23 protein-coding genes and 1 other RNA gene are annotated in these 22,042 nt (G+C 45.1%); 11 read left to right on the top strand and 13 right to left on the bottom strand.

All coding sequences use genetic code 11. The annotated features are described in order from the left end of the window. Positions 1-82 precede the first annotated feature (82 nt). From recN to J4N42_RS03305, 3 genes are all read left to right on the top strand, one after another. Positions 83-1,747 carry a DNA repair protein RecN gene (gene recN / locus J4N42_RS03315; protein ID WP_252029703.1) on the top strand — a complete coding sequence of 555 codons (1,665 nt, stop codon included), beginning with the start codon at positions 83-85 and terminating at the stop codon, positions 1,745-1,747. A gap of 181 nt (positions 1,748-1,928) precedes the next feature. Beyond that, on the top strand, positions 1,929-2,288 hold the full coding sequence (gene bamE / locus J4N42_RS03310; protein ID WP_252029702.1) for an outer membrane protein assembly factor BamE: 360 nt from the start codon (positions 1,929-1,931) through the stop codon (positions 2,286-2,288). Positions 2,289-2,482: 194 nt separating this feature from the next. Beyond that, a complete protein-coding gene (locus J4N42_RS03305; RefSeq protein ID WP_252029701.1) occupies positions 2,483-3,748 on the top strand; it encodes an erythromycin esterase family protein in 1,266 nt (421 codons plus the stop codon). A 56-nt stretch (positions 3,749-3,804) separates the two neighbouring features. On the opposite strand, the gene J4N42_RS03300 is transcribed toward J4N42_RS03305, so the two are convergent. Both J4N42_RS03300 and J4N42_RS03295 read right to left on the bottom strand, forming a co-directional pair. Then, positions 3,805-4,158 carry an RnfH family protein gene (locus tag J4N42_RS03300; RefSeq protein ID WP_252029700.1) on the bottom strand — a complete coding sequence of 118 codons (354 nt, stop codon included), beginning with the start codon at positions 4,156-4,158 and terminating at the stop codon, positions 3,805-3,807. Further along, positions 4,148-4,591, bottom strand: coding sequence for an SRPBCC family protein (locus tag J4N42_RS03295; RefSeq protein ID WP_252029699.1), 444 nt, complete (start codon positions 4,589-4,591; stop codon positions 4,148-4,150). The genes J4N42_RS03300 and J4N42_RS03295 overlap by 11 nt, the downstream gene beginning before the upstream one ends. Positions 4,592-4,709: 118 nt before the next feature. Here J4N42_RS03295 and smpB point away from each other — a divergent pair, with 118 nt between their 5' ends. Next, positions 4,710-5,192 carry an SsrA-binding protein SmpB gene (smpB, locus tag J4N42_RS03290; protein WP_252029698.1) on the top strand — a complete coding sequence of 161 codons (483 nt, stop codon included), beginning with the start codon at positions 4,710-4,712 and terminating at the stop codon, positions 5,190-5,192. 67 nt (positions 5,193-5,259) lie between these two features. After that, positions 5,260-5,626: a transfer-messenger RNA gene (gene ssrA, locus J4N42_RS03285) on the top strand. Between the two features lie 66 nt (positions 5,627-5,692). Here the strand turns inward: ssrA and J4N42_RS03280 are convergent. The 3 genes from J4N42_RS03280 to J4N42_RS03270 are packed head-to-tail and all read right to left on the bottom strand — an operon-like array spanning position 5,693 to position 7,791. Then, positions 5,693-6,691 (bottom strand): succinylglutamate desuccinylase/aspartoacylase family protein, encoded by a 999-nt coding sequence (locus J4N42_RS03280; protein ID WP_252029697.1) that lies wholly within the window; start codon positions 6,689-6,691, stop codon positions 5,693-5,695. Between the two features lie 33 nt (positions 6,692-6,724). Next, on the bottom strand, positions 6,725-7,153 hold the full coding sequence (locus J4N42_RS03275) for a MarR family winged helix-turn-helix transcriptional regulator (RefSeq protein WP_252029696.1): 429 nt from the start codon (positions 7,151-7,153) through the stop codon (positions 6,725-6,727). Positions 7,154-7,167: 14 nt separating this feature from the next. Then, the gene (locus J4N42_RS03270) at positions 7,168-7,791 is read right to left on the bottom strand and encodes a cytochrome b/b6 domain-containing protein (RefSeq protein WP_252029695.1); all 624 of its coding nucleotides are present in this window, start codon (positions 7,789-7,791) and stop codon (positions 7,168-7,170) included. 146 nt (positions 7,792-7,937) lie between these two features. Here J4N42_RS03270 and J4N42_RS03265 point away from each other — a divergent pair, with 146 nt between their 5' ends. From J4N42_RS03265 to J4N42_RS03255, 3 genes are all read left to right on the top strand, one after another. After that, positions 7,938-8,369, top strand: coding sequence for a c-type cytochrome (locus J4N42_RS03265; protein WP_252029694.1), 432 nt, complete (start codon positions 7,938-7,940; stop codon positions 8,367-8,369). 51 nt (positions 8,370-8,420) lie between these two features. Then, positions 8,421-9,083, top strand: a complete 663-nt coding sequence (locus J4N42_RS03260) for a hypothetical protein (RefSeq protein WP_252029693.1) — start codon at positions 8,421-8,423, stop codon at positions 9,081-9,083. 72 nt (positions 9,084-9,155) lie between these two features. Beyond that, positions 9,156-9,518, top strand: a complete 363-nt coding sequence (locus J4N42_RS03255; protein WP_252029692.1) for an antibiotic biosynthesis monooxygenase family protein — start codon at positions 9,156-9,158, stop codon at positions 9,516-9,518. A 79-nt stretch (positions 9,519-9,597) separates the two neighbouring features. On the opposite strand, the gene J4N42_RS03250 is transcribed toward J4N42_RS03255, so the two are convergent. After that, complete coding sequence (locus J4N42_RS03250) at positions 9,598-10,407, bottom strand: M15 family metallopeptidase (RefSeq protein WP_252029691.1); 810 nt, start codon at positions 10,405-10,407, stop codon at positions 9,598-9,600. A gap of 92 nt (positions 10,408-10,499) precedes the next feature. After that, positions 10,500-11,210: a DUF429 domain-containing protein gene (locus J4N42_RS03245; protein WP_252029690.1), complete on the bottom strand. Its 711-nt coding sequence runs from the start codon at positions 11,208-11,210 to the stop codon at positions 10,500-10,502. A 155-nt stretch (positions 11,211-11,365) separates the two neighbouring features. Between J4N42_RS03245 and J4N42_RS03240 the strand changes: the two genes are divergently transcribed. Beyond that, positions 11,366-12,124: a 1-acylglycerol-3-phosphate O-acyltransferase gene (locus tag J4N42_RS03240; protein WP_252029689.1), complete on the top strand. Its 759-nt coding sequence runs from the start codon at positions 11,366-11,368 to the stop codon at positions 12,122-12,124. A 104-nt stretch (positions 12,125-12,228) separates the two neighbouring features. On the opposite strand, the gene J4N42_RS03235 is transcribed toward J4N42_RS03240, so the two are convergent. Together J4N42_RS03235 and J4N42_RS03230 are read right to left on the bottom strand one after the other, a co-directional pair. Further along, positions 12,229-14,565, bottom strand: a complete 2,337-nt coding sequence (locus J4N42_RS03235) for a S8 family serine peptidase (RefSeq protein WP_252029688.1) — start codon at positions 14,563-14,565, stop codon at positions 12,229-12,231. Between the two features lie 421 nt (positions 14,566-14,986). Further along, on the bottom strand, positions 14,987-16,216 hold the full coding sequence (locus J4N42_RS03230; RefSeq protein WP_252029687.1) for a MalY/PatB family protein: 1,230 nt from the start codon (positions 16,214-16,216) through the stop codon (positions 14,987-14,989). 289 nt (positions 16,217-16,505) lie between these two features. Between J4N42_RS03230 and J4N42_RS03225 the strand changes: the two genes are divergently transcribed. After that, positions 16,506-17,783 (top strand): hemolysin family protein, encoded by a 1,278-nt coding sequence (locus J4N42_RS03225; RefSeq protein ID WP_252029686.1) that lies wholly within the window; start codon positions 16,506-16,508, stop codon positions 17,781-17,783. Between the two features lie 79 nt (positions 17,784-17,862). Further along, positions 17,863-18,417, top strand: coding sequence for a hypothetical protein (locus J4N42_RS03220; protein WP_252029685.1), 555 nt, complete (start codon positions 17,863-17,865; stop codon positions 18,415-18,417). A gap of 77 nt (positions 18,418-18,494) precedes the next feature. Here the strand turns inward: J4N42_RS03220 and J4N42_RS03215 are convergent, their stop codons facing one another. Genes J4N42_RS03215 through J4N42_RS03200 form a run of 4 tightly spaced genes read right to left on the bottom strand, consistent with a single transcriptional unit; the run spans position 18,495 to position 22,042 of the window. Further along, positions 18,495-20,258 carry a bifunctional lysophospholipid acyltransferase family protein/GNAT family N-acetyltransferase gene (locus J4N42_RS03215; protein ID WP_252029684.1) on the bottom strand — a complete coding sequence of 588 codons (1,764 nt, stop codon included), beginning with the start codon at positions 20,256-20,258 and terminating at the stop codon, positions 18,495-18,497. Between the two features lie 2 nt (positions 20,259-20,260). Continuing rightward, complete coding sequence (locus J4N42_RS03210) at positions 20,261-20,713, bottom strand: hypothetical protein (protein WP_252029683.1); 453 nt, start codon at positions 20,711-20,713, stop codon at positions 20,261-20,263. A 10-nt stretch (positions 20,714-20,723) separates the two neighbouring features. Beyond that, the gene (locus J4N42_RS03205) at positions 20,724-21,176 is read right to left on the bottom strand and encodes a YHS domain-containing (seleno)protein (RefSeq protein WP_503034758.1); all 453 of its coding nucleotides are present in this window, start codon (positions 21,174-21,176) and stop codon (positions 20,724-20,726) included. Between the two features lie 56 nt (positions 21,177-21,232). Then, positions 21,233-22,042 carry an NRDE family protein gene (locus tag J4N42_RS03200; RefSeq protein ID WP_252029681.1) on the bottom strand — a complete coding sequence of 270 codons (810 nt, stop codon included), beginning with the start codon at positions 22,040-22,042 and terminating at the stop codon, positions 21,233-21,235.

The following is a 22,042-nucleotide window of genomic DNA, read 5'->3' as shown; positions in this document are numbered from 1 at the left end:
ATCACCCGCTCACTTTACTGTATAAAGAAACAGTATATACTGTTTCTTTATACAGTGTTGTTCAATTATACAGGTAACCAAAATGCTGGCTCATTTAAGTGTTAATAACTTTGCTATCGTTAAGTCTTTGCAGTTAGAGCTTTCTAAAGGAATGACGACCATTACCGGTGAAACCGGTGCAGGTAAATCTATTGCTATTGATGCCTTAGGGCTTTGCCTTGGCGGAAGAGCTGAAGCTGGCATGGTACGCCAAGGTGAAGAAAAAACCGAAGTCAGTGCTGCATTCCTGTTGGACAATAATCTCCATGCAACTCGCTGGTTAGAAGATAACGACTTACTCGACGGCAGCGAATGTATTCTCAGACGTACGATTACAAAAGAAGGCCGCTCCCGTGCATTCGTAAACGGTAGTCCCGTTCCGCTTTCTCAGCTCAAAACTCTTGGTCAGCTGCTTATTAACATTCATGGTCAGCATGCCCATCATCAATTGATGAAAAGCGATCACCAAATGGCAATGCTCGACCAGTATGCTGGCCACCTCAACCTTTTAAAAAATACGCGAAATGCATATCAAGCTTGGCGTCAAGCAGATAACACGCTCAAGCAACTCAAAGAGAACAGCCAACAAAACCTCGCACAAAAACAATTGCTGGAATACCAAATCAAAGAACTCAACGAACTGTCGATTGGGGAGAATGAATTTGAAGAACTCGAACAAGAACACAAACGATTGTCGAATAGCGGAGAGCTTGCCTCTACCTGCCAGCAAGCCATCGAGCTTATTTACGAAGGTGAAGAAGTTAATGCACTTGGTATTTTGCAATCAGCCAATCACTCCCTAATTCAACTCGCTGAATTGGATGAGAAACTCGCTGAACTGCCGAATATGCTGGCGGAAGCAATTATCCAAATAGAAGAAACCAATAGTGAGCTACGTAACTACCTTGATGCCATAGACGTCGATCCCGCTCGTATGGCCTTCGTTGAAGAACGCTTTTCCAAAGTCATGTCTATCGCGAGAAAGCATCATGTCATGCCTGAGGAGCTCTATCAGCATCACCAAGATTTGTTAGCTCAGATCGAAGCACTAGACTGCTCAGATGAAAAACTGGATGCCTTAGCACAAGAAGTCGAAGATAAGTATCAAGCTTTCCTAGTGACCGCTGAGAAACTGCACAAGTCTCGTAGCCGCTACGCCAAGGAGCTAAATAAACTGATTAGCCAAAGTATGCACGAACTGAGCATGGAAAAAGCCAAGTTCTGTATTGATGTAGACAATCAAAATACTCACCCATCACCACTAGGGTTAGACAGCGTGACTTTCTTAGTCTCAACCAACCCAGGTCAACCAATGCAGCCAATTGCTAAAGTGGCTTCTGGTGGTGAACTATCTCGAATATCTTTAGCGATCCAAGTCATTACCGCACAGAAAGTGGATACACCAAGCCTGATCTTTGATGAGGTGGATGTGGGTATCAGTGGTCCAACAGCGGCAGTGGTAGGCAAAATGCTTCGTACACTTGGTGAGTCAACGCAAGTTCTATGTGTTACCCACCTTCCGCAAGTTGCAGGCTGCGGCCATCAGCAATTGTTTGTTGCCAAGCAGACAAAAGCCGGAAAGACAGAAACTCAGATGCACCAATTAGATGATCAGCAACGCGTTTCCGAGCTAGCAAGATTACTCGGTGGTAGCCAAATCACTGATTCCACACTAGCGAACGCTAAAGAGCTTTTGATTGCCGCCTAGCCTTACCGCTTAGGCTTTTGCAGGGATAAGTTCCCTTTTGGCGAAAAAATGCGTCGAGTTTGCAACCAAATTCAAAATTCATGGTCTGAAACAGTTCAAAGTGCAGGGAGCTTTTTACTTTAGCTCCCAGCTTGTTTATTATCAGCTCAGTTTCGAGATCCATTAGTTAAGAATTTTAAGTATGCAACTGAAAAAGTGGCTAATCGCTGTACCACTAGCAATGACAATGCTGACAGGTTGTTCCCTGTTGGAAAAATTGGTGTACCGTATCGACATCAATCAAGGTAACTACGTAGAACAAGAAGCAGTCGATAAGCTGAAGTTCGGCATGTCTAAAGAGCAAGTGCGTTATGTAATGGGCTCTCCAATGCTGATTGAAAATGGCTACCCTGACACTTGGTACTACATCTACCACCACACTGAAGGCCACAAAGCATCGATTCAAAAGAATCTCGTTGTGAACTTCAACGCAGCTGGCACTCTCGTAGATATTACGGGTGACTTTCCAGCCAGCGACACCTTCTTTGAGCAAATTCAATAAGTTAGTTTGAGTTCTCTCTAGTTTTTATGAAAAAGCCTCCACCTAGGAGGCTTTTTTATTCGCAGTGAATCGAGAAACTCCCCTTCGTACTCCCCCTCACATTGAACACCACCGCAATTAGGCTTTTCCCCTATTTGAACGGCCCATCCATAAACCTAATCTTCATAGCAACATACATATCAAGGAAGTTGCTTATGAATAATCAATCTATAACCAGTACCCTACTTTGTACTCTTTTGCTATTCGGCTGTGGCGGAGACAACGAACCAGAGCAAGTCTCTGTCACCTCTTACATTAACAGCTTGGAGTTCGGTGAAACGGATAATAGCGATCTCGAAGCGATTGGTACTGCCGTCTCGGGAAAAAGCATTATTGGTTTAGGCGAAGCCACACACGGTGGTGCTCAAGGTTATAAGTTAAAATCAAGGGTCGCTAAGTACCTTCATCAAGAAGAAGGCTATCAGGTTCTCGCGATGGAAAGCGGCCTGTACGACGGGCTTCGTTTGTGGCAACGCTTAATGGATGGAGACGTCACCGATGTACGTGACGCAATACTTTACTCCTTTATGTTCCTATATGCAGAAACACCAGAGATTTACCCTTTATACGAATACGTAGAGCAGCAAGCCTTTACCGACAACCCAATGTACCTAGTTGCTTTTGACGGTAGACACAGCAGCGATCCTGCATGCGACACTATGCTTCCTGAAATGAAAACTTTTTCCGAAGCGAATCAGCTCGTCTCGTTAGATTGGGATAGCTTTATTGCTAACGGGAACGCCATGATGTGCCCTTGGTACTTTGAAGAGCCAGACACAGCGAATAAAGAATTACTCATAACCCAATTGCAAAGCCTTAATTCAGCGCTCACTCAGATGAAAGCGTCGCAGGCCCTACCTGCCCTCGAAGATCGTTCAGGTTTTCGCGACTATGCGACATTCTGGCTACAAATAGTCAAAAGCATGCAAGCACAAATCAACAGCCGTTGGTTTGACTCATACAATGACGATGAAATCATGCAAGCAGATAACTTGTATTGGCTAAAAACAGAATGGTTCCCAAATAAGAATATCGTTGCTTGGGGACACAACGTGCACATCAGCTCCTACATCGGAGCTTGGCATGACTCGATCGGTGCATTTGCTCACTTAAAAGAGATGATAGGTGAAGACAACGTGTACAGTTTGCTCCATTCATTTGACCACGGCTACATTACACCAATGTACGCTGAGCTTGAGCTGCGCTCGACTCCCTATTACGCATCAAGTGTACCTAATAGCGTAGAGAAATTGCTCGCCCAAAACGGCGTAGAAACCGCATTTATAGAGATGGCTAACCTCGCGTCTCTTAGCAGCCCAAATAGTATTGTAGGCCAATCACTATTGCGGGCAACAGAGCTTGCCGATGGACTCATTTATACCCAAGAAGAAACACCGAGTACCATAGACTCACCGAGATAAGCTCAACAGTCGCAAACAAAAACACCTCCGATTGGAGGTGTTTTTGTATAAATACATTAGCTTGTCTTACGTAAGGTATTAGGTTTCCCGCCAGTTACGGGATCCGCATTGCCTGCCGCTTTCGCCTGTTCGGCACGTTTTCGCCGAATCTCTTTCGGGTCGGCTAATAACGGGCGATAGATTTCGATTCTATCTTTGTCACGCACCGTCGCATCAAGCTTCACATTGCGACTAAACACGCCGACTTTATTCTTAGCCAGATCGATTTCCGGGTACAAACTCATCACACCTGATTGCTGAATAATTTCTTCAACCGTCATAGAGTTGTTAACTACCAGCGTAAATACTCGCTGCTCTTGAGGCAACGCATACACCACCTCAACATGAATCATTTCCGACTCAATACTCATAGCACTCGTACACCTGTTTCGCGCGTTTGGTAAATGCATTGACCATGTTACTAGTTAGCTCATTAAAAATCTTACCGAAAGCCATTTCGATCATTTTGCTAGAAAACTCAAATTCCAGTTTAAGTTCTACTTTACATGCTTTGTCATCAAGCGGTGTAAAGTACCAGCCCCCTTTTAAGGTTTTAAATGGCCCATCGACCAAACTCATAATGATCGCTGAACCTGCGACTAACTCATTTGAAGTCGTAAAGGTTTTACTGATCCCAGCTTTGGATACATCAACAGAAGCAACCATGGCATCTTGCGACGATTCAATCACGCGTGAGCCAGAGCACCCCGGCAAAAACTCTGGGTACTTAGCCACATCATTAACCAAATCGAACATCTGCTCTGCACTAAATGAGACCAACGCAGAGCGACTGACTTGCTTCATAGTTATTCCTCTATCGCCAAAATTTGTTCTTAAGCGTGGTGCAATTTTACTTTTATTCTCTGATAGCGCAAATAAAAGCATTTCCTATCCGAAATCCAAGCCGTATAATGCGGAGACTATGGCAAAGAAATCAAAGAATAAAGCGGGTAGCAATACTATCGCGCTCAATAAAAAAGCTCGCCACGAATATTTCATCGACGATGAAATTGAAGCAGGGCTAGAGCTACAAGGCTGGGAAGTGAAGGCGCTTCGCCAAGGTAAAGCTAACATTGCAGAAAGCTACGTTTTCATGCGTGATGGTGAAGCCTTTGTAAGTGGCATGACAATCACTCCTTTGAACCAAGCATCTACACACGTAGTGGCTAACCCTACTCGTGTTCGTAAGCTCTTAATGAGCCGCCGCGAGCTAGATAACCTATTTGGTCGAATCAACCGCGAAGGGATGACACTTGCAGCGCTATCGCTGTATTGGTCTCGTTCTTGGGTAAAAATGAAGATTGGCGTTGCGAAGGGTAAAAAGCTTCACGACAAACGTACTGATCTTAAAGAGAAAGACTGGGCTCGCGAGAAAGCACGCGTAATGAAAAGCGCATTGCGTTAAATGTGAGCACTTAAACGCGTAACGCTAGACAGGTTAAGCTTTTCTGGTACTATGCGAAGAACACTTTGGGGCTGATTTAGGATTCGACAGGAATTTTGCAGTCTGAGGTGCATGCCGTGGGGCGGTTGGCCACGTAAAAAGCCGCAAAAAAATAGTCGCAAACGACGAAAACTACGCACTAGCAGCTTAATAACCTGCTCAGAGCTCTCTCGCCCTAGCTTCCGCACGTAAGACGGGGACCAACGAGAGATCAAACCCAAACGCGCTAGCCCGGATTTTCCCACCTGAGAGATGAACGGCGAATTATAATTCAGGTTAGCCATTTACTAGCGTGTCGGTTCGCAGGTAGGTGGTGAAATTAAAGATCGACTAAGCATGTAGTACCAATGATGAATGGTTTTTGGACGCGGGTTCAACTCCCGCCAGCTCCACCAAACGTTTGGAAAAGGCCACCTTCGGGTGGCCTTTTTTTATTTCAATATGATATTGATAAATCGGGTTTACTTTATCAATCGAACCACTAGTGAGCCCGGTGCTCGAACCGATTCCACATTATGGCTGATCACCGTCCCGCTTGAAGGTGAGTAGTAGGTTTGAATCTCATCACCAAAGCTATTGTATTGCGTAGCAAGTTTTTGGCCTTGTTCGACACTATCCAATAACTCAACATGGCAAATCACAAAGCCACCTTGTTCTGCCCTCACGCTGGTGATGGTCTTTCCCTCAACACATTGCTCCTGTGTTGCCGGTACCTCTCCTTCAAGCATCTCGTAAGAGCGCAGTACATTTAAAACACCCAGCGTTGCTCTATCCACCATCTCTAAATCGGTGTAACGACCAACGCCCACTTCAATAGTGATGGAAGGAATGCCTGCACGGTTATAAACCGTTTCTAGAATTCCAGGATCGCCCGGGTCGTTAAGAATCACATCTGGATTAATCAGCCTCGCCATCCGAATCGAATCATCAAGCCGATAATCAGCAAACGCATAAAGTGGGTATGCGCTACCGCTAGTTTGAGAGTGAAGATCAATTGCGAGATCAGCATTCGGCTTTAGTAAATTCTCCCATAGGCTATATGCGTAGCGACTGGCATCATCGCCACTTGGGTTACCTGGAAAAATTCGGTTGAGGTTCGCAGAAGAACTGTCTGGGGCAGCAGAATGAAAATCGCGACTGTGGCGGGCAATACCCGATAGGTTAACTGCGGGAACGATAGTAACGCAGCCGGAAATTGTTTTGCCTTCTAGCTCTCTTGCAAGCTTTTGCGCTGTTAAAATGCCATTTTGCTCATCGCCATGTACACCAGCCGTAATCACAATACGCTTTCCTGGCTTTGCTCCTTTAAACACTCTAACGGGTAATGTTTGTGGATGACCAATCGCGTCTGTTGCCACCGCAAACCAAAATTTGTGTTCGCCCGCTTCAAGCGCATTGACGTCTAACGCTTGAATAGTTGGGTACATAGGCACAATACATTCGTTGAGTGACTTGGTCATTTTACTCTCCATCCTGATACAACCTCTGACGAGTTAAACTTGGGCGACCAGTTTTTGCATTAAACGAATCAGCTCATCACGCTCTTCTGCCTCTAGCGTACTAAGAATATCTTGATTGATTCCCACAGGAATAGGTAGGAGCTTCTCTCTCAGAGCACGCCCTTCATCAGTAAGGTAGATACGGAAAGAGCGGCGGCTATTAGGATCGGCTTGTCTTTCAACAAGTCCAAGGTTCTCGAGCTTGTCGAGTGTTCGGGTGGTAGTCGAGTTTTCTACCTTAGATTTCTGCGCAATCTCACGTTGAGTTACGCCCTCTTCTTCCCATAAGCACATCAAGGGAGGCCACAAAGCTATCGTCAGGCCATGTTTTTTTAGTTCTGTATCTAGCTTCTTGGCAGCATCGTTGGCAACAACATTAATTAGCCAACCAAAACTACGTTGTCTATCGAACTTTTCACTCATTTACAACTTACTCACTATGAGAATGCAACTATTGCCATGGTAACTGATGTTGCAAGAACTAGCACTAATAAAGCTCGCCATTGAGGGACTAGCAACACACTCCCTTCCTGATTCAGAAAGGTTTGTTTGCCGGTTACCATTGCCCAAGTCAGTGGTTTGGAGCGCAACTTGTAGAACACAATTGCACCAACATGTAGAGCCACTAACGCAGGTAAAAGATTTGCCAACAGTAAGTGCGCACTTTCCAATAGAGAGAATACTGAATCCGTTAGCCAAACTTCAGCATACGGTAAATTATCAATCAACCCCGCTAAGGCCATACCTGAAATACATTGCACAAGTAATGCACAGAGCAAGGTTAGCACCATCCATCCTCCCGCTGGGTTATGGCCTGGCCGCGATGACTCCCTACCCAATACGTAGTTGAATACACGCTTTGGTGAGCGTAAAAACTGCCTAAAACGGCTCGTTTCGCTTCCCACAAATCCCCAAACTATCCGCCATATGATCAAGGTTGTAATAGCTAACCCTAACTGGACGTGCGGGCCATTACCGGAAAAGCCACTTGCCATTAGCGCCACAAAAAGTCCCGCTTGAACCCAATGATATAGGCGTGTTGATAGATCCCATATTCTCATTTGATACCTCTTGATTTATTTGTTCGATCATTTCATTTGCATTAATTTACACAGCAATAGTTGCAATTGCAACTATTGCTGTATAAATTAAACCCAACAACACGCAATGATCTAAAACGATCAAACAATAAAAAGAGACGACCAATATGAACAAAGTCATGATCAGCCTACTGTGCTCCACCCCATTACTGGTGAACGCGCAAGACTACTCGCAACAAATTGAACAAAGACAGCATGCTTTTGAACAAGTAGAAACATTAGTTAAGAGTGCGAATCGCACCTTAGATGGGTCACAAACCGATTGGGATAAGCTTCAAGCCACAAGCTTAGAGTTAAGCAATCACAGCCAAGCCCTATTAACCCTTTTTCCTGCTGGCAGCCAACAAGGCAGTAAGGCTAAAGACAGCGTGTGGAGCAAACCCGAGAAATTTAATCAACTGTTGCTGCAAATGGATCAAGGTTTTGCAGAGCTTTATCAGGCTAGTCAGCAACAAAACCCATCCCTTGCAGAGTCTGGCTTAGACTCCGCGCAAAAAACCTGTAAAAGCTGCCACCGAAGCTACCGCTCTCGCTGGTAACCCTTCACAAACGCCAACTAACTAATCTAAAAATACATAGAGGTATACGACATGAAAGCTTTAACGACCGCAGCACTCATAACGTCACTTTTTGCTTCAACTTTTGCATTGGCTGCAGACTACGGTGTGTTACTCGAATGGAACACAGACAAAGCAGAAGAAGTCTTAGACGCTATGCCAGAGCAAAAAGCCGCTTTTGGCAAACTAGTGGAACAAGGTGAGATCAAAGACATGTTTGTCTCTCGCAGCCAGATCGATAACCGATCTGTACAAATGCTGCGCTTTGTAATCGAAGCAGACAGCCCTGAACAAGTAGAACAAAAATTGAAGAACTTGCCGCTGTATAAAAAAGAGCTCGTCAAGATAGCGAACATTCAACCTATGGGCTCAAAATGGCTAGATAACACGCCTATCTATAACAACTATGGTGTCACCATTACGTGGAAAGAAGGGATTGAAGCGTTGGAAATGGATCGCGTGCTTAGCATCGACTTACAACGTGTTATCAGCTTAAACCAAGCAGGTTTAGTGACGTCTTCATATCTTGATACTCAGTCACTGAGAGATGGCATCGTACGCCCTATTTATTCTGTCGCTTTCCTAGCCAAAGATGCTCAACACGCGCAAGAGTTAAGTAAACAGTTTGAAGCAGTGATGCTTGGCTATGCCACGATTCAAGTCGAGCACTTAGGCCACAAGATAAAGATTCAATAATGCTGCTGATATTGCTGATGAAGTAAATACCATTTCGTAAAGCCAATACCATTCAACTAGGGAACATTAATAATGAAAGCAATAACCAACATCATGATTACGCTAGCACTTTGTTTTTTTAGCTTCTTCGCTTCTGCAAAAGTTATTTTAATCAATACTTTTAGTGTGCCGAATAACAAAGTAGAAGAGACGATTGCCTACTGGGAAGTGGCCAGAGACTTTCTCATTGAACAGCCTGGCTATGTATCCACTAAACTACATCGCTCTCTAAAACCCGATGCGACTTATCAGCTCATAAATGTTGCTGAGTGGGAAAGTGTCGAGAGCTTCCAAGCTGCGATAGGAGGAATGCGCAAGGAGTTCAAAGCCAAAAGAATAGGAAAACCTAAAGGTGTCGAAGCCGATCCTAATTTATATGAAGTTATACGTGACTAGATAAAAAGTATGTTTCGCTTTACCGCAACTAAGTAATAAACAAGCGGAGGTTTCCCCCTCCGCTTTTTGTATTTCTTCGCTAAATGCTGTGAACAGTCTGAAACGCGCAATATGCTCTCGCCTTTTCACCGCCTTGGCTTTGTCGTTGAGTAAAACAACTGCGGTAGCTCTTAATGTAACTTTCAAATGCCGCTTCAGCTTCTGGCTTAGGGAGTGCTAATAGTTGACTAACGAACTTTCTAGAGCCGACTTCAAAGTGCTGAGTATCAATTGGGGTATTCCAGTCACCGCCCCAAATTAGAAAGCCATGATGAGCAAAGATCTCTACGACATCTTCTGCCATTCCCTGACGCTCTATTTCATTTCTCGCTCTAAAGCGCGTGCGGTTAACGTAACTCGTTGCTGACTGAGCAGGCTTAACCGTAATTTTCCCGTTGTCATCAAACTCCAAGAAAGGGTTTTGAACTGGGTTAATGTCTACGGCCACGCCATAAGCATGTTTCGACCAACTCGAACCGCCCGTAATTGGCCGCGCATTGAAAGCACTGCTGTTATTGGCATCCATGGAAGCATTATCATCCCCTTTAAACTCTCGCATTAATCGAGCGGAGTGCAAAGGAAACTTGCGTTGGTGCAATTCAGCGAAGATACGCTCTACTGACGGAGCAACCAAATCCAAGACGATCATACTGCCTTGTTTTGTTTCCCCCTTAAAATCAACAAACGTGAAGTCGACTTTCGATAATCGCTCACAACCAACGGGAGCCCCCTCATTCAACACACCTTGCTTTTTCATCATGCCACACTGCCATTCAGAGACCGGTGCAACTTGAGAAGAACTGGCTGCACCGAATGAAATAGCCGCTAAGCCTAGTAACCATTTTCTCACGTGAAACTTCCTTACGTTGTCTGAGCTAACTGTAAATGAGTGCCATATCGAGTCAGCCTAATTAACCTACTCGTATAGAATACTATCTTCTATTATCTCAAGCACTTATCCAAATAGACAATCTCTCGCACGCGACCGCTCGGGTCGGTATCTGGTGATAATGGCAAAGTAGAAAGAGCGCTAGCCTCAGCTGCGATTAACATGAGCACAAACGCATCGATAACATCGTCTTTATTGGCCAGTTTTGATGGTGTCTGTTGAAGCTGACTATCTAATACAGCTCCCCATTTAGGCTCAAGTAACCGAATCAAAGCCAATCGCTCACTTTGTCCCTCTTTGGTTTTCTTACCAAACTCTAACGGGGCGCCATTAAGCGCAGCAAACACCACTTCAGGATGAGACTCTCTTATGGTGAGTGATGGGTTTGAGGCAAGTACAGATTCCACCTCTCGAACTTTGGGTAAAATAAACCAAGTCTGCTTTGAAATCTTTTTCCCCAATACTGAAAAATTAATTTCACACGCTTGTTCATACGTTTCAGCGTAGCAAGCCTCACGACAAGGGACTGGAAAAACCGAAGCGCTACGTGTGGGTGACAAGAATTTCCGAGCCGCCTTGTCACATAGCCTATCGGGCGTTTTAGGGTCACTAAAACCAATCGGGATATCAATCATAGCCGTACCACTTTCCAACACATTCAATACGTCGTTCAAGAACGGAACTATTTTGCAATTAGGTACACCATCTTTGACGTACCAGGCAACCCACCCCGCCTTACATCCATCAATACCTATACCGTTCACTCTTATCTCACCTACTTCATTCAACGTAATCTCGAGCTGAATATTACCTCCCTCCCAATTCTTGTTGCAATTTAGTTAAATAGAACTAAAACTCTAATACTATGAATCTACAGAGAATATCCCTAAGCCTTGATGCTGTTGGAAAGGAGAACATTGTGCTTAAAGTTATAAGGTTGCTACTCGCAGCTGTGTTCATGGTCGTCATCACTCTGTTTGCACTGGTATATTGCTTATTTAGCCCCAGAGATCCAAAACACGTCTATTTTTTCTGCCGTTGGTTTAATCAGCTGCACAAGTTAATTGGCGTTGAGCTTATTCAGCGGGGGTTAGACAAAGCACCAACTCCTGCAAACAGTGTTTACATTTCCAATCACCAAAGCGTGTATGACTTTGTCACGTCACCAGGAATGCTGCGTCCAAGAACGGTATCTTTAGGTAAAAAAGAGCTCTTGTGGGTGCCGTTTTTTGGCCAACTCTACTGGATAACGGGCAATATTCTTATCGACAGACAGGACAAGTCCAAAGCCCGCGATACGCTCCAGCAAGTGGTTGAAGCCATTCACCAGCGTAACCTTTCTATTTGGGCTTACCCAGAAGGAACTCGTAGCAAAGGAAGAGGATTATTGCCCTTTAAAACTGGCGCTTTTCGCATGGCCATTGCAGCAGGAGTACCTATTACTCCAATGTGCGTGAGCACAACTCACAACAAGATCAACTTAAGCCGCAAAGACAATGGCATTGTGATTACAGAAATGCTCGAACCTATTGACGTCTCTGGCTATAACTTAAACCAAGCACGTGAACTTGCCGATCATTGCCATGCATTAATGGCAGAAAAAATTGCCCAACTGGACAAAGAGGTGGCCGAGTTAGAACTAGCAAAAAGGCAAGAGCGCAAAGTACAAAGATCTTGAAGCCACGAGCTTTACACCGTAGTAAAGTGAAAACATGGCATCACTGTACGATAATCGACAGTAAAGAATGGGGTAGCCTTGCGCTACCCCATTGTTATATTTCATTACTTTTTACGCACCTCGACCGTATTGCTATAGCCCGAAGTTTCAGTGTCATTAAAGGCACGAACACGATAGCCATAGTTACCATTCGATAAGCCGCTCATATCGTCCACAAACGTTGTTTCGTTCATACCAACTTGTCCAATAGAGGCAAACTGGATTTTGCCTTTACGCTTCAATCCACGCTCAATGTAAAAGCCACTCTCACTATCTGAGTTATCCGACCAAGTTAGAGTCACTGTATTACCACTTTTCGATGCGGTTAAATTACTTGGTGCGGCTAATGAACCAGGTTCAGGATCTGGATCCCCAGAATCCGTGGTCACACTGACTCTCAAAGTAGCAGAAGTCGCTTCATTCACTGCATTTTTAGCAGTCACACGATAGCGATATTCCCCTGTGTCAGGAACAGAATCTTCGAATGATGTTGAATTCGCAGGTAGTGTGGCGATAACCTCAAAGTTCACTCTGCCACGGAATTTCACACCACGCTCAACCATATACTGTGTCTCGTTAGCATTATTATCTTGCCAAGATAAACTGACATTCAGCCCATCAACCGAGGCACTTAACCCTACTGGAGCATTCAATGCATATTGATCAACGACCGAAATTTGAACATTGCTGCTGTTCATAGCACCGGCGTTATCGGTTACTGTAAGTACAACAGTAAAGTCTCCTACTGAAGAGTAAGCATGGGAAGCGCTCACTCCGGCACTGCTAGAGCCATCACCGAAACCCCACTCATAAGATGCAATACCATCTGAGTCACTAGAGCCTAATCCATTGAAGTAAACCATTTCACCGACGCCATAACTGCTTGCTGGGTTCTCTACTTCAATAACTGCATTAGGTATATCTGTCGTCACTTGGACGGTAGTGGACGCGCTGTCAGAAAGACCATCGTTATCAGTCACTGTGAGAGTGACTTCAAAGCTACCAGCTTGCCCATAAACATAGTCATCAATAGAGATTTGATTGGACGTCGTGCCATCGCCGAGATCCCAATCATAAGAGACGATGCTGCCGCCATCGGTATCGACAGAGCCGCTGCCATCAAAGTCGACCGGAGTACCAAATGGCACCGAATTGGCACTCACTACAATGTCTGCACTTGGCGGTGTCATACCACCAGCGTTCACGGCATACGCAACCGCCGCTGCGGCATCCGCTAAACCATGGCCAAATACGTTGTCGTCTCCACTAGCACCAATATCAACCGCAGTAGTAAACAAACCATTTTCAATATCGCTAGGCGTTAAATTGGGATTCGCTGCGACCATCAACGCAGCAATACCAGCAGTCAGTGGCGATGAAAAAGAGGTACCGCTGTAATAAACGTAACGATTATCTGGGTAAGTCGTCAGGATCTCTACACCTGGCGCGGTAATATCAACGTATGTCCCCCAGCTCGAAAAACTGGCTCGATTATCATTACGATCGGTTGCCCCTACACCAATAAAGCTGGTGAAATCTGGGTAACTCGCGTGCTCTTGCCCACTATTACCGGCCGACATAAACAATAAACCGTTACGATCGCGTAGATATTGAGCGGCAGCATTGATAGTTTCGTATTGAATCCCCCCGTAGCTCAAATTCACAACACGAGCGCCATTGTCTGCTGCGTATTCAATACAAGTGGCCATGGTTGATATGTAGGCTGAACTGTTATTGTCACTGATTGCGATGCGCACAGGGATAATATCAACATCCCAATTGGCACCGGCAACGCCCGTTCCATTATTACCAACCGCGCCTAACGTCCCTGCACTCCCAGTACCATGTCCGTTGGCATCATAGATATAGTTGGATCCATCCTGCGCGTTATAGGCTAAGTCGGTACGTAGGTTCGGACCAAGATCTGGGTGATTGACATCAAAGCCTGTATCACACACCGCGACCAAGACAGAAGAGCTCCCTGTCGTCGTATCCCAAGCTTGCTGACTGTTCACATTGTTGTGATGCCATTGGTTACCGAAACTGGGGTCATTAGGTTGTAGCGTTGGCTCCATTGCATAGTCCGCTTCAGCAAAAGCAACATAACCACTGCGGCTGAGAATTTTGGCTATTGCTTTTTCTCGTCCGTGATGGTCAAAAGTGGCGATGGTAATTTGACTACCCTGTAGCGTGCGCTCAGAAACTAAGCCCTGTCCTTTTAACAGTCCGTTTAGCCCTTTTAAATCACTCGGCGATGCATTCACATCAAGTTTATATATCACGGTTGCAGGCCGAACAACTTCTTGCTGATTAATCGCAGCAAAGGCACTGAAAGCGAATGGTATGAGTAACAGACTCAGCCAGCGAGTTATGGGTTGCTTAAAGAATGTAACTGGGCACATAGCATATCTCCAATACGAACAACGAAGCGCTACTGACAGTTTGGTTAATAAAACATCACCTGTAAAACCCGCTCTGAGTGCAGTATTTTCAGCAAACTACACCCCATATGATTAAGAGTGTTCATGAGGAAAAACTATACTCAATTTGATCAATCAGTTAGTGGCTCAGTAACTTTACTGGTAAAGTTTTCGTAAAACGGCTGTTCTTATCGGCTGAAAGCTCCCCGTCTCAATATTCTCTCTAAGATCCTAGATAAGCGTCTGATAGTCATGTACGCAATTGATTGAACTAGTATGCCAACACCACTTGTACGATGGAGTTTTGTGAACTTTTTATTACAATGCGAATTATCTCGCTATTTCGACCGACGCAACTGAACAAAGGGCAGCTCATACTGCCCTACAAAACCTCACTCTTGGTTTAACAACAGCAACCAGAAGACGCTGATTCGTTGCCGCTGCACTGTGTCGCTATTTCATCGCACCGCTCCACTGCTTTTTTCAGCCGAGCAAACGATTCTTGTAGCTCTTCTAGAGGTACCGCAATATTCATGCGATAAAAATTACTATCGTTTTCCCCAAACCATGTGCCAGGTGTCAGCCCCATTTTTGCATGCTCAACCAATAGCGCCTTAAGCTGTTCACTACTCAGCTTAAGCGTGGAGAAGTCAAACCAAATTTGCCCTGTCCCCTCTGGTTTGAACATCTTCAGTTGTGGAATTTCTAATGCAACAAACTGCTCAATCCAATCAACACTTTGCTGCAGGTAAGCCAAAAATCCGTTAAACCAAGGTAGGCCTTTCTTATAGGCAGCAATAGTCGCAAAGGTGGTAAATGCATTGCCATGGTCTAACGCCATCGAGCTCACAACGGTTTTGATTGGCTTAAGTAACGAAGGGTTATCAGTATAGATATAACCATTGGAGATGCTGTTAAGACCAAAGTTTTTTGCTGGCGAACCAATAATCGAAATGGTGTTGTGGTAATCCTGCTGCAAAATACTATTGAAGGTATGCCCGTTAAAAACAATGTCAGCATGAATTTCATCACTGATCACCAGCACATTGTATTGCTTAGCGATCTTCGTCATGATTCTCAGCTCTTGCTGAGTCCAAACCCGCCCAACTGGGTTATGCGGGTTACACAGCAACACTATTTTGACTGCATCATTTTTCAACTTGGACTCAAAATCATCGAAATCCATCTCATAGCGGCCATCTTGTAGCTTAAGTGAGTTGTTAACCACCTTTCTCCCCGCTGATTCAATCAATCGACGAAACTGGTGATAAACTGGCGTTTGGATCAGCACGCCTTCACCTTCCGCAGAAAACTCTCGGATCAGCAGCGCAATAGCACTGAGCACTCCAGGCACTTGCACAAAGTTGTCGGTGTCCATGGATAGGCCATGTCGTGACTGGTTCCATTGCGCAATCGCCGAAAACACACTTTGCGAATCAAATTCGTAGGAATACATCTCTCGCTCAACAAGTCGCGATAGCTCTTTGGTTATTGGATTAGCAATAGGAAAACTCATGTCCGCTACCCAATATGGAGTCACATCATCCGTACCGTAAATCTGGTTGAGCATTTGGCTATCGTGTTTAATAAATTTGTTGCTGGAGTCTTCGATCATTGGCAATGCTTGGAACATAAAGGCCTCGTGTATTTTCTTTGAAGTTCAAGATGAAGGTATCGATTTTCCAATATGGAATAATCAATCTTCTACTAGCTAAGACGGTGAGATTCTGAAAAAGACGAACACCAAAGAAAAATATTTATTGGGCCCAATAAAGTACTCACACAGCAACCGCTTTTATCGTCACCACTAAAACAATTCATCCTTCCTTTATTCAAACTTACTAGCGGTTCACTTTTTTCCACCTAGCCAGCCAGTAAGCTGAAACAGTGACAATAAATCAATTACTTGAGTGGAGTACGCAATGGACATTGTATTGCTAGTGGGGCTCATCAGCTTAAATGGTGTGTTGGCCATGTCTGAAATTGCCTTAGTTGCCGCTAAGTCCAGTCGGTTAAAGAAACAAGCGGAACACAGCTCGCTAGCTCGGACTGCATTAAGGCTGAAACAGTCCCCGACTCAATTTCTTTCAACCATTCAGATTGGCATCACAGCCATTGGCATATTGAGTGGTATTGTCGGCGAAGCCAATTTTTCGCAGCCGCTTGCTCAGTATTTATCTACTCACGGACTCCCACTTGAAATCGCTCAGCCAATGGCGACGGTATTGGTTGTGATTAGTATCACCTACTTTGCTATTGTGGTTGGTGAATTGGTTCCGAAGCGATGTGCGCAAAACAACACAGAACGAATCGCTGTCGTTGTGGCTTACCCTATTCATCTTTTAGCTAAAATATTCGCGCCGTTTGTTTGGCTACTCAGCGCTTCTACCGATACCTTACTCAACCTGTTACGCCAGCAGAACCAAGATAGCGATATCATCACGGAAGAAGACATTGTTGCGGTCGTGACGGAAGGGTCCGCTTCCGGCGCTATTGAACCTCAAGAACAGACTATGATCCGTAATCTGCTGCACTTGAATGATCGCATGGCCAGCTCACTCATGACCCCGCGCAGCGACATCGACTATTTGGATCTCACCCATCCCATCGAAAAGACACTAAAACGACTTTGTCACACCCAACATTCTGTGTGGCCTGTGTGCCGAGGCGGATTGGATAATTTGATAGGTACCATTTCGTCAAAAGTGCTGCTAGACCAACATCCCTACCTTTCAGTGCGTACCATCGCAGAGTACAGTAATCGCCCGAGGTACATGCTCGAATCCATAAAAGGATTAACCTTACTAAATGAAATGCAAATTTCTAATTCGGAGATGGCCTTCATTGTCGACGAATATGGAGATGTGCAAGGGCTGGTCACTTATCACGATGTGTTGAAATCTATTGCCGGTGAGCTTGGCTGTGCTCCTCAATATAGCTGGGCGAAAAAGGACCTCGATGGGAATTGGATTATGGATGCATTGATTCCTGTCCATGAGCTAAAGCATCGTCTGCATCAAGAGGTATTGGAAGGAGAAGCCATTGAAGGCTTCCAGACACTCAATGGTTTTCTAACTTGGAAAGTCGGCAAAGTGCCAAGGCAAGGCGACGTCATCAACTATAATGGCTGGCGATTTGAAGTGCTTGCAGTAACCCATAATCGAATTTTGCAGGTTCGAGTCGGCAAGTTAAGCGCTTGATCATTGCGAACAAAAAACCTTTGAGATAGTTTGCTGTGCATTCGGTTCTACACCGCTCACTTTCAAAGATTAACTTCCAGTGAATAGCTTACTTATGACCACCCACACCGCTCCATACATGCCGCTCCTACAATTTTGCCAACAGCCGACGGCAGAGATTCTACAACCATTTGGTATCCAAGAGGAGGGAAGCGAAAAAGTTGAGCACTTACAACGCTGGTTAACGGAACTGCCACACTTAGCTGGCAATGTGTTGTTGCATTTCCCTTGCCCATCACTAGAGCGCCAAATCGACGCAGTTGTACTCTATCGTGGGATTGTCTTCGTCATTGAGATGAAGCTCGGCGGCAGTTCATATACCAGCGCCGATGTTGCAGCGACAAGCCAGCTGGCTCATGCTCTAAAAGCGCACCACCAAGCCAGCCACGACAAATTCGTCGTACCTATTCTGATTGCAACAAAAGCCACCCCGCAAGGTGCCGCTATTCAAGTGAGCTCCGATCTTGTTTGCAATACTATGTGTGACTCTGGAGAGCATCTCGCCGCCCTGATCGAGCACTTCTCCAACCAGTTCAAGTACGACGAAATCATGGTGGAAGATTGGGCTGAGTTATCGTTTATCGATCAGCCTTGATAACCGTTCACTCCTTAAAATTAAATAGGCCAGAGATGCGCAAACATCGCTGGCCTTTTCCCATCAGTCAGTCCAAATCACTCAAACGATGCCAAATATTGCTGAGCTTCTTTGCGCCCCATATATTTACCCAAAGTTTTAACCGGAACCGATTTTAGGTTCACAACTATTAGACCATCTAGAGCATCGTTAAATGCTGGGTCGACATTAAAACACACCAACTTACCATTCATACCGAGATACTGACGTAGTAACACAGGTAACCCTTTACCTTGCTCCATTCGAGCTAACACTTTTGACAGCAAAGCCACACTAGCCAGTGAAGACAATAAATTGGTTTGCCAAAAGACATTACCAGATGTGCGTAATGGCGTTGAGGCTTTCACCAAGGTGGCCTTTTCCTTGTCGTAATGATGAATCGACAAAGTCGCAGCCATCAACTGACGAGCCAAATGGCTGTAGTCGTTACTGATACTTACCGGGCCAAATAAATGAGTGTATTTCGGGTGACGTTGCACAAATGCAGCAATACCTTTCCAAAGCATCAGTAGCGAATTGAGGTTACGTTGGTACTTCTTAGCGACAACGGAGCGGCCCAATTCAATACTTTGATCCAACGTATCAATAAACGCTTGGTCATACTGAAACAAGCTTCGCGAATACAGCCCATCTAGGCCATGCTTTTCGATAAGTTGATCCACCAGCCCCATACGGTATGAACCTACGATTTCATGCTCTTGGCTATGCCAAACGAACAATTGGTAATAATGCAGATCGTATTCATCAACATCGCATGCTAGACCACTTCCCTCTCCAACCTCACGAAAGCTTTCTTCTCTGATGCGGCCAATTTCTCTCATCGTGACCGGAATCTCATGGGTTGCAGCACAGTACACACTAAAGTCACCTTGCTCTAACAATAAGCATGTAGACTCTAGCTGATTGATTTCATTAGCTAACTCCTGCTTGGGCAATGGAGATATAATCGGAGTATCGAACAAGGAAGGGTTACTATGATCTAAAAGCTCATTGGTATCCAATTGCTCAGATGGACTCATTAAGTAAGTATTCAAGCGAAGGTAATGAACAATATCCCTGTCTTGTTCAAACCCTTTGATTTCAGAGTATGGAATCGCAGAGCCTACCGAAATAGCAATATCGCTAGCACGTTTATTGAGTAGCTCCCGACCTAACATCGCCGTGCGAAGCAAAGGATGAATTCGGCCGGCCTGATAAAACAATGCACTGTTTTGACCATTAATAAATATCGGTACAGTCACCGCTTCACTACGCTTGACAAACTTCGCCACCGACTGACTCCACTCAATGTCAGAGAGAGTTTGACTGTCGGTTTGATAGGTCGACACTTCCCCTGCAGGAAATACAATCAACAATCCACCGTCGGCTAAATGACGATGCGCTTCTCTCACCGCATTGGCATTAGTGCGTCTCGCTTCCTTGCCATCGAACACATCAATGCCGATAAACAACTCGTCAATTTCGGGAAGACGCTTTAACAATTGGTTCGCCAATACTTTCACATCTTTTCGAACCGCCCCCACCAAGTCGGCGAGAATCACCCCTTCTATCGCGCCCAAAGGGTGATTGGCAACAATCACAGTCGCTCCGGTTTGGGGGATGTTATCGATACTCCCCTGCGCTACATGGTAGTTAATATTGAGCACCGATAAGGTGTAGCGCATAAACTCAAAGCTCGATTGATGCGATGGCCTTTGCTGATAATAGTGGTCGAGTTTTGCAAGGCCTGTCGCCCACTCAACAACGGATTCACCCAAACCAAACGGGGTGTGGCGTGGTAAACGAAATGGACTTTCAACCATGCTTATACTCCTCTCGTCATTAACAAGCGCAATGAGCCTGCTGGCGAACTAATATCTTTCACCGTCAGGTATCCCCCCGACAGCCAAACCAAACACGCCATACCAAATAGCAAACCACCATCATCACCAACCACTTCTCCGGCTTGATTAAACTCCGGCATCACAATACCGAGCGGAGTGAAGAGGTGAAAAAAGATCGCGCCAGTCATAATTCCAGCGCTCATTACCGCTCCAATGCCATGAAAACGAGTGAACAATAAAATGGCAGCAATCAACTCGGCCACACCAATGACGTAACCACCGGCAGAGCCGAACCAATCCAGACCAGACCATTCACCCAACGTACCGAAGATATGATCTGTTTCGTAGGAACCTGAAAACTTAAAGAACAGCGATTGAATAAAGACAAACGCGATAAAAGCTGACGGTCCATGCTTGCTGAGCGTAAATTTCATATCGACCTCTTTAGTTGATCAGGTTCGGCCAATTTTTGTCGGCCTGAGTGATATGGTATGTACGATCTTGTTCCCAACGTTGCTTGATGTCGTCGTCGTAATTTAGATATAGCTTACCGTCGACCAGTGACCACTCATGAGGGTCACCCGGAGCAAAGTCGTTTTTAGCCGATACAGCCCATGCACAGTACCCCCCATATTGAGGCGCATATTTTTCTGGCTCTGCCACAAACGCATCTAAGTTCTGCTGAGAAGAAAAATACCAATCAGCTCCTTTGTATTCGGTTTGAAACTTCGAACTGCCTTTCACAGGTTTGTTTTCAGTGAAATAAGCAACCGTATCGTAGCCAGCAAGCGCCTTATTACTAAAAATCCCGGTATAGATTTCATCCTCTGCATAGCTTACTGAACTGGTAAACAATGCACTGGTAAATAAAGCGATAAACACCAATAGCACTTTGATTGAATTAAGAGTCTGTTTCATCGTTCCCTCACTTTTCTCTGGGCACAGCTTGTCTTTCACGACACTAAAGATGTCGCAGCTCTAAGCTGATAAATGTGTTGTTCTAAAGTTTGATTATTTAGGTTCTCGCACGGTGAGCCCGGCACATAAGCCATACGCTGGATGCCTCCCTCGACTCTGAGATGTGTAAAGCTCACCGTCTGAGCATCATCTCGGTGCATACAAGTCGACATGTGTGGCTGACTGGCATGATGGTGAGTATGAAAAGCCAGTAAGCTTTCCGTACTTTTTCCCTGTTTGGTCAATGACTGATATACCTGTAAGCGATACGCACTCACCGCATTTAAATCGACACTGGAGGAAAACAGTGGACAGTCGGTGTTATGGATTGAACTGTGTCGACCATCCCACTCCAATGCCTGTACGCTAGGGTTTTGGCTATTGAGCTGTGAATCAAATACCAGCAGAGTAAAGGGTGCAAACTGATTTAAATTCAACATTACAAACGCTTCTTTCACTTGCTGGCTATTTACACAACTTGAAAGATGCTTAAGTAGTAACCCTCTGCTGACTAGGCTGCCTTGCATAATCGAACCATCTAACAAGATGCCTTCGTGGCTCGCCTCGGTTTTCAACGACTGACAAGGCATAACACCTTGGTAGTTATTCAATAGACACAGTGATAAACCGAATTCGTTCATACTGATCCAACTGCCATTACCAACAGGGTCGACCGGCATAAGCACTTCTACTCCACTCACCTGCAACTGAGTCGGCGGCAAAGCTAATGCGCGGCTTTTTTGCTCATCACGATTAAAGAAAACTTGATAGCCACCTTCGTCCACCAGCCAAGATACGGAACACAT

It is taken from the genome of Vibrio sp. SCSIO 43135 (assembly GCF_023716665.1).
Lineage (GTDB): Bacteria > Pseudomonadota > Gammaproteobacteria > Enterobacterales > Vibrionaceae > Vibrio > Vibrio paucivorans.
Note: the sequence above shows the minus strand (reverse complement) of the source record. Positions and strands in the feature narration are given on the sequence as shown.

Bases quoted from the DNA above. Each gene is read 5' to 3' on its own strand.
- J4N42_RS03260 (WP_252029693.1), top strand. From the start codon at position 8,421: ATGAAAGCTTTAACGACCGCAGCACTCATAACGTCACTTTTTGCTTCA.
- smpB (WP_252029698.1), top strand. From the start codon at position 4,710: ATGGCAAAGAAATCAAAGAATAAAGCGGGTAGCAATACTATCGCGCTC.
- J4N42_RS03305 (WP_252029701.1), top strand. From the start codon at position 2,483: ATGAATAATCAATCTATAACCAGTACCCTACTTTGTACTCTTTTGCTA.
- J4N42_RS03215 (WP_252029684.1), bottom strand. From the start codon at position 20,258: ATGGTTGAAAGTCCATTTCGTTTACCACGCCACACCCCGTTTGGTTTG.
- J4N42_RS03265 (WP_252029694.1), top strand. From the start codon at position 7,938: ATGAACAAAGTCATGATCAGCCTACTGTGCTCCACCCCATTACTGGTG.
- J4N42_RS03230 (WP_252029687.1), bottom strand. From the start codon at position 16,216: ATGTTCCAAGCATTGCCAATGATCGAAGACTCCAGCAACAAATTTATT.
- J4N42_RS03280 (WP_252029697.1), bottom strand. From the start codon at position 6,691: ATGACCAAGTCACTCAACGAATGTATTGTGCCTATGTACCCAACTATT.
- J4N42_RS03225 (WP_252029686.1), top strand. From the start codon at position 16,506: ATGGACATTGTATTGCTAGTGGGGCTCATCAGCTTAAATGGTGTGTTG.
- J4N42_RS03300 (WP_252029700.1), bottom strand. From the start codon at position 4,158: ATGAGTATTGAGTCGGAAATGATTCATGTTGAGGTGGTGTATGCGTTG.
- J4N42_RS03295 (WP_252029699.1), bottom strand. From the start codon at position 4,591: ATGAAGCAAGTCAGTCGCTCTGCGTTGGTCTCATTTAGTGCAGAGCAG.
- J4N42_RS03235 (WP_252029688.1), bottom strand. From the start codon at position 14,565: ATGTGCCCAGTTACATTCTTTAAGCAACCCATAACTCGCTGGCTGAGT.
- J4N42_RS03275 (WP_252029696.1), bottom strand. From the start codon at position 7,153: ATGAGTGAAAAGTTCGATAGACAACGTAGTTTTGGTTGGCTAATTAAT.
- J4N42_RS03210 (WP_252029683.1), bottom strand. From the start codon at position 20,713: ATGAAATTTACGCTCAGCAAGCATGGACCGTCAGCTTTTATCGCGTTT.
- recN (WP_252029703.1), top strand. From the start codon at position 83: ATGCTGGCTCATTTAAGTGTTAATAACTTTGCTATCGTTAAGTCTTTG.
- J4N42_RS03200 (WP_252029681.1), bottom strand. From the start codon at position 22,042: ATGTGTTCCGTATCTTGGCTGGTGGACGAAGGTGGCTATCAAGTTTTC.
- bamE (WP_252029702.1), top strand. From the start codon at position 1,929: ATGCAACTGAAAAAGTGGCTAATCGCTGTACCACTAGCAATGACAATG.
- J4N42_RS03255 (WP_252029692.1), top strand. From the start codon at position 9,156: ATGAAAGCAATAACCAACATCATGATTACGCTAGCACTTTGTTTTTTT.
- J4N42_RS03270 (WP_252029695.1), bottom strand. From the start codon at position 7,791: ATGAGAATATGGGATCTATCAACACGCCTATATCATTGGGTTCAAGCG.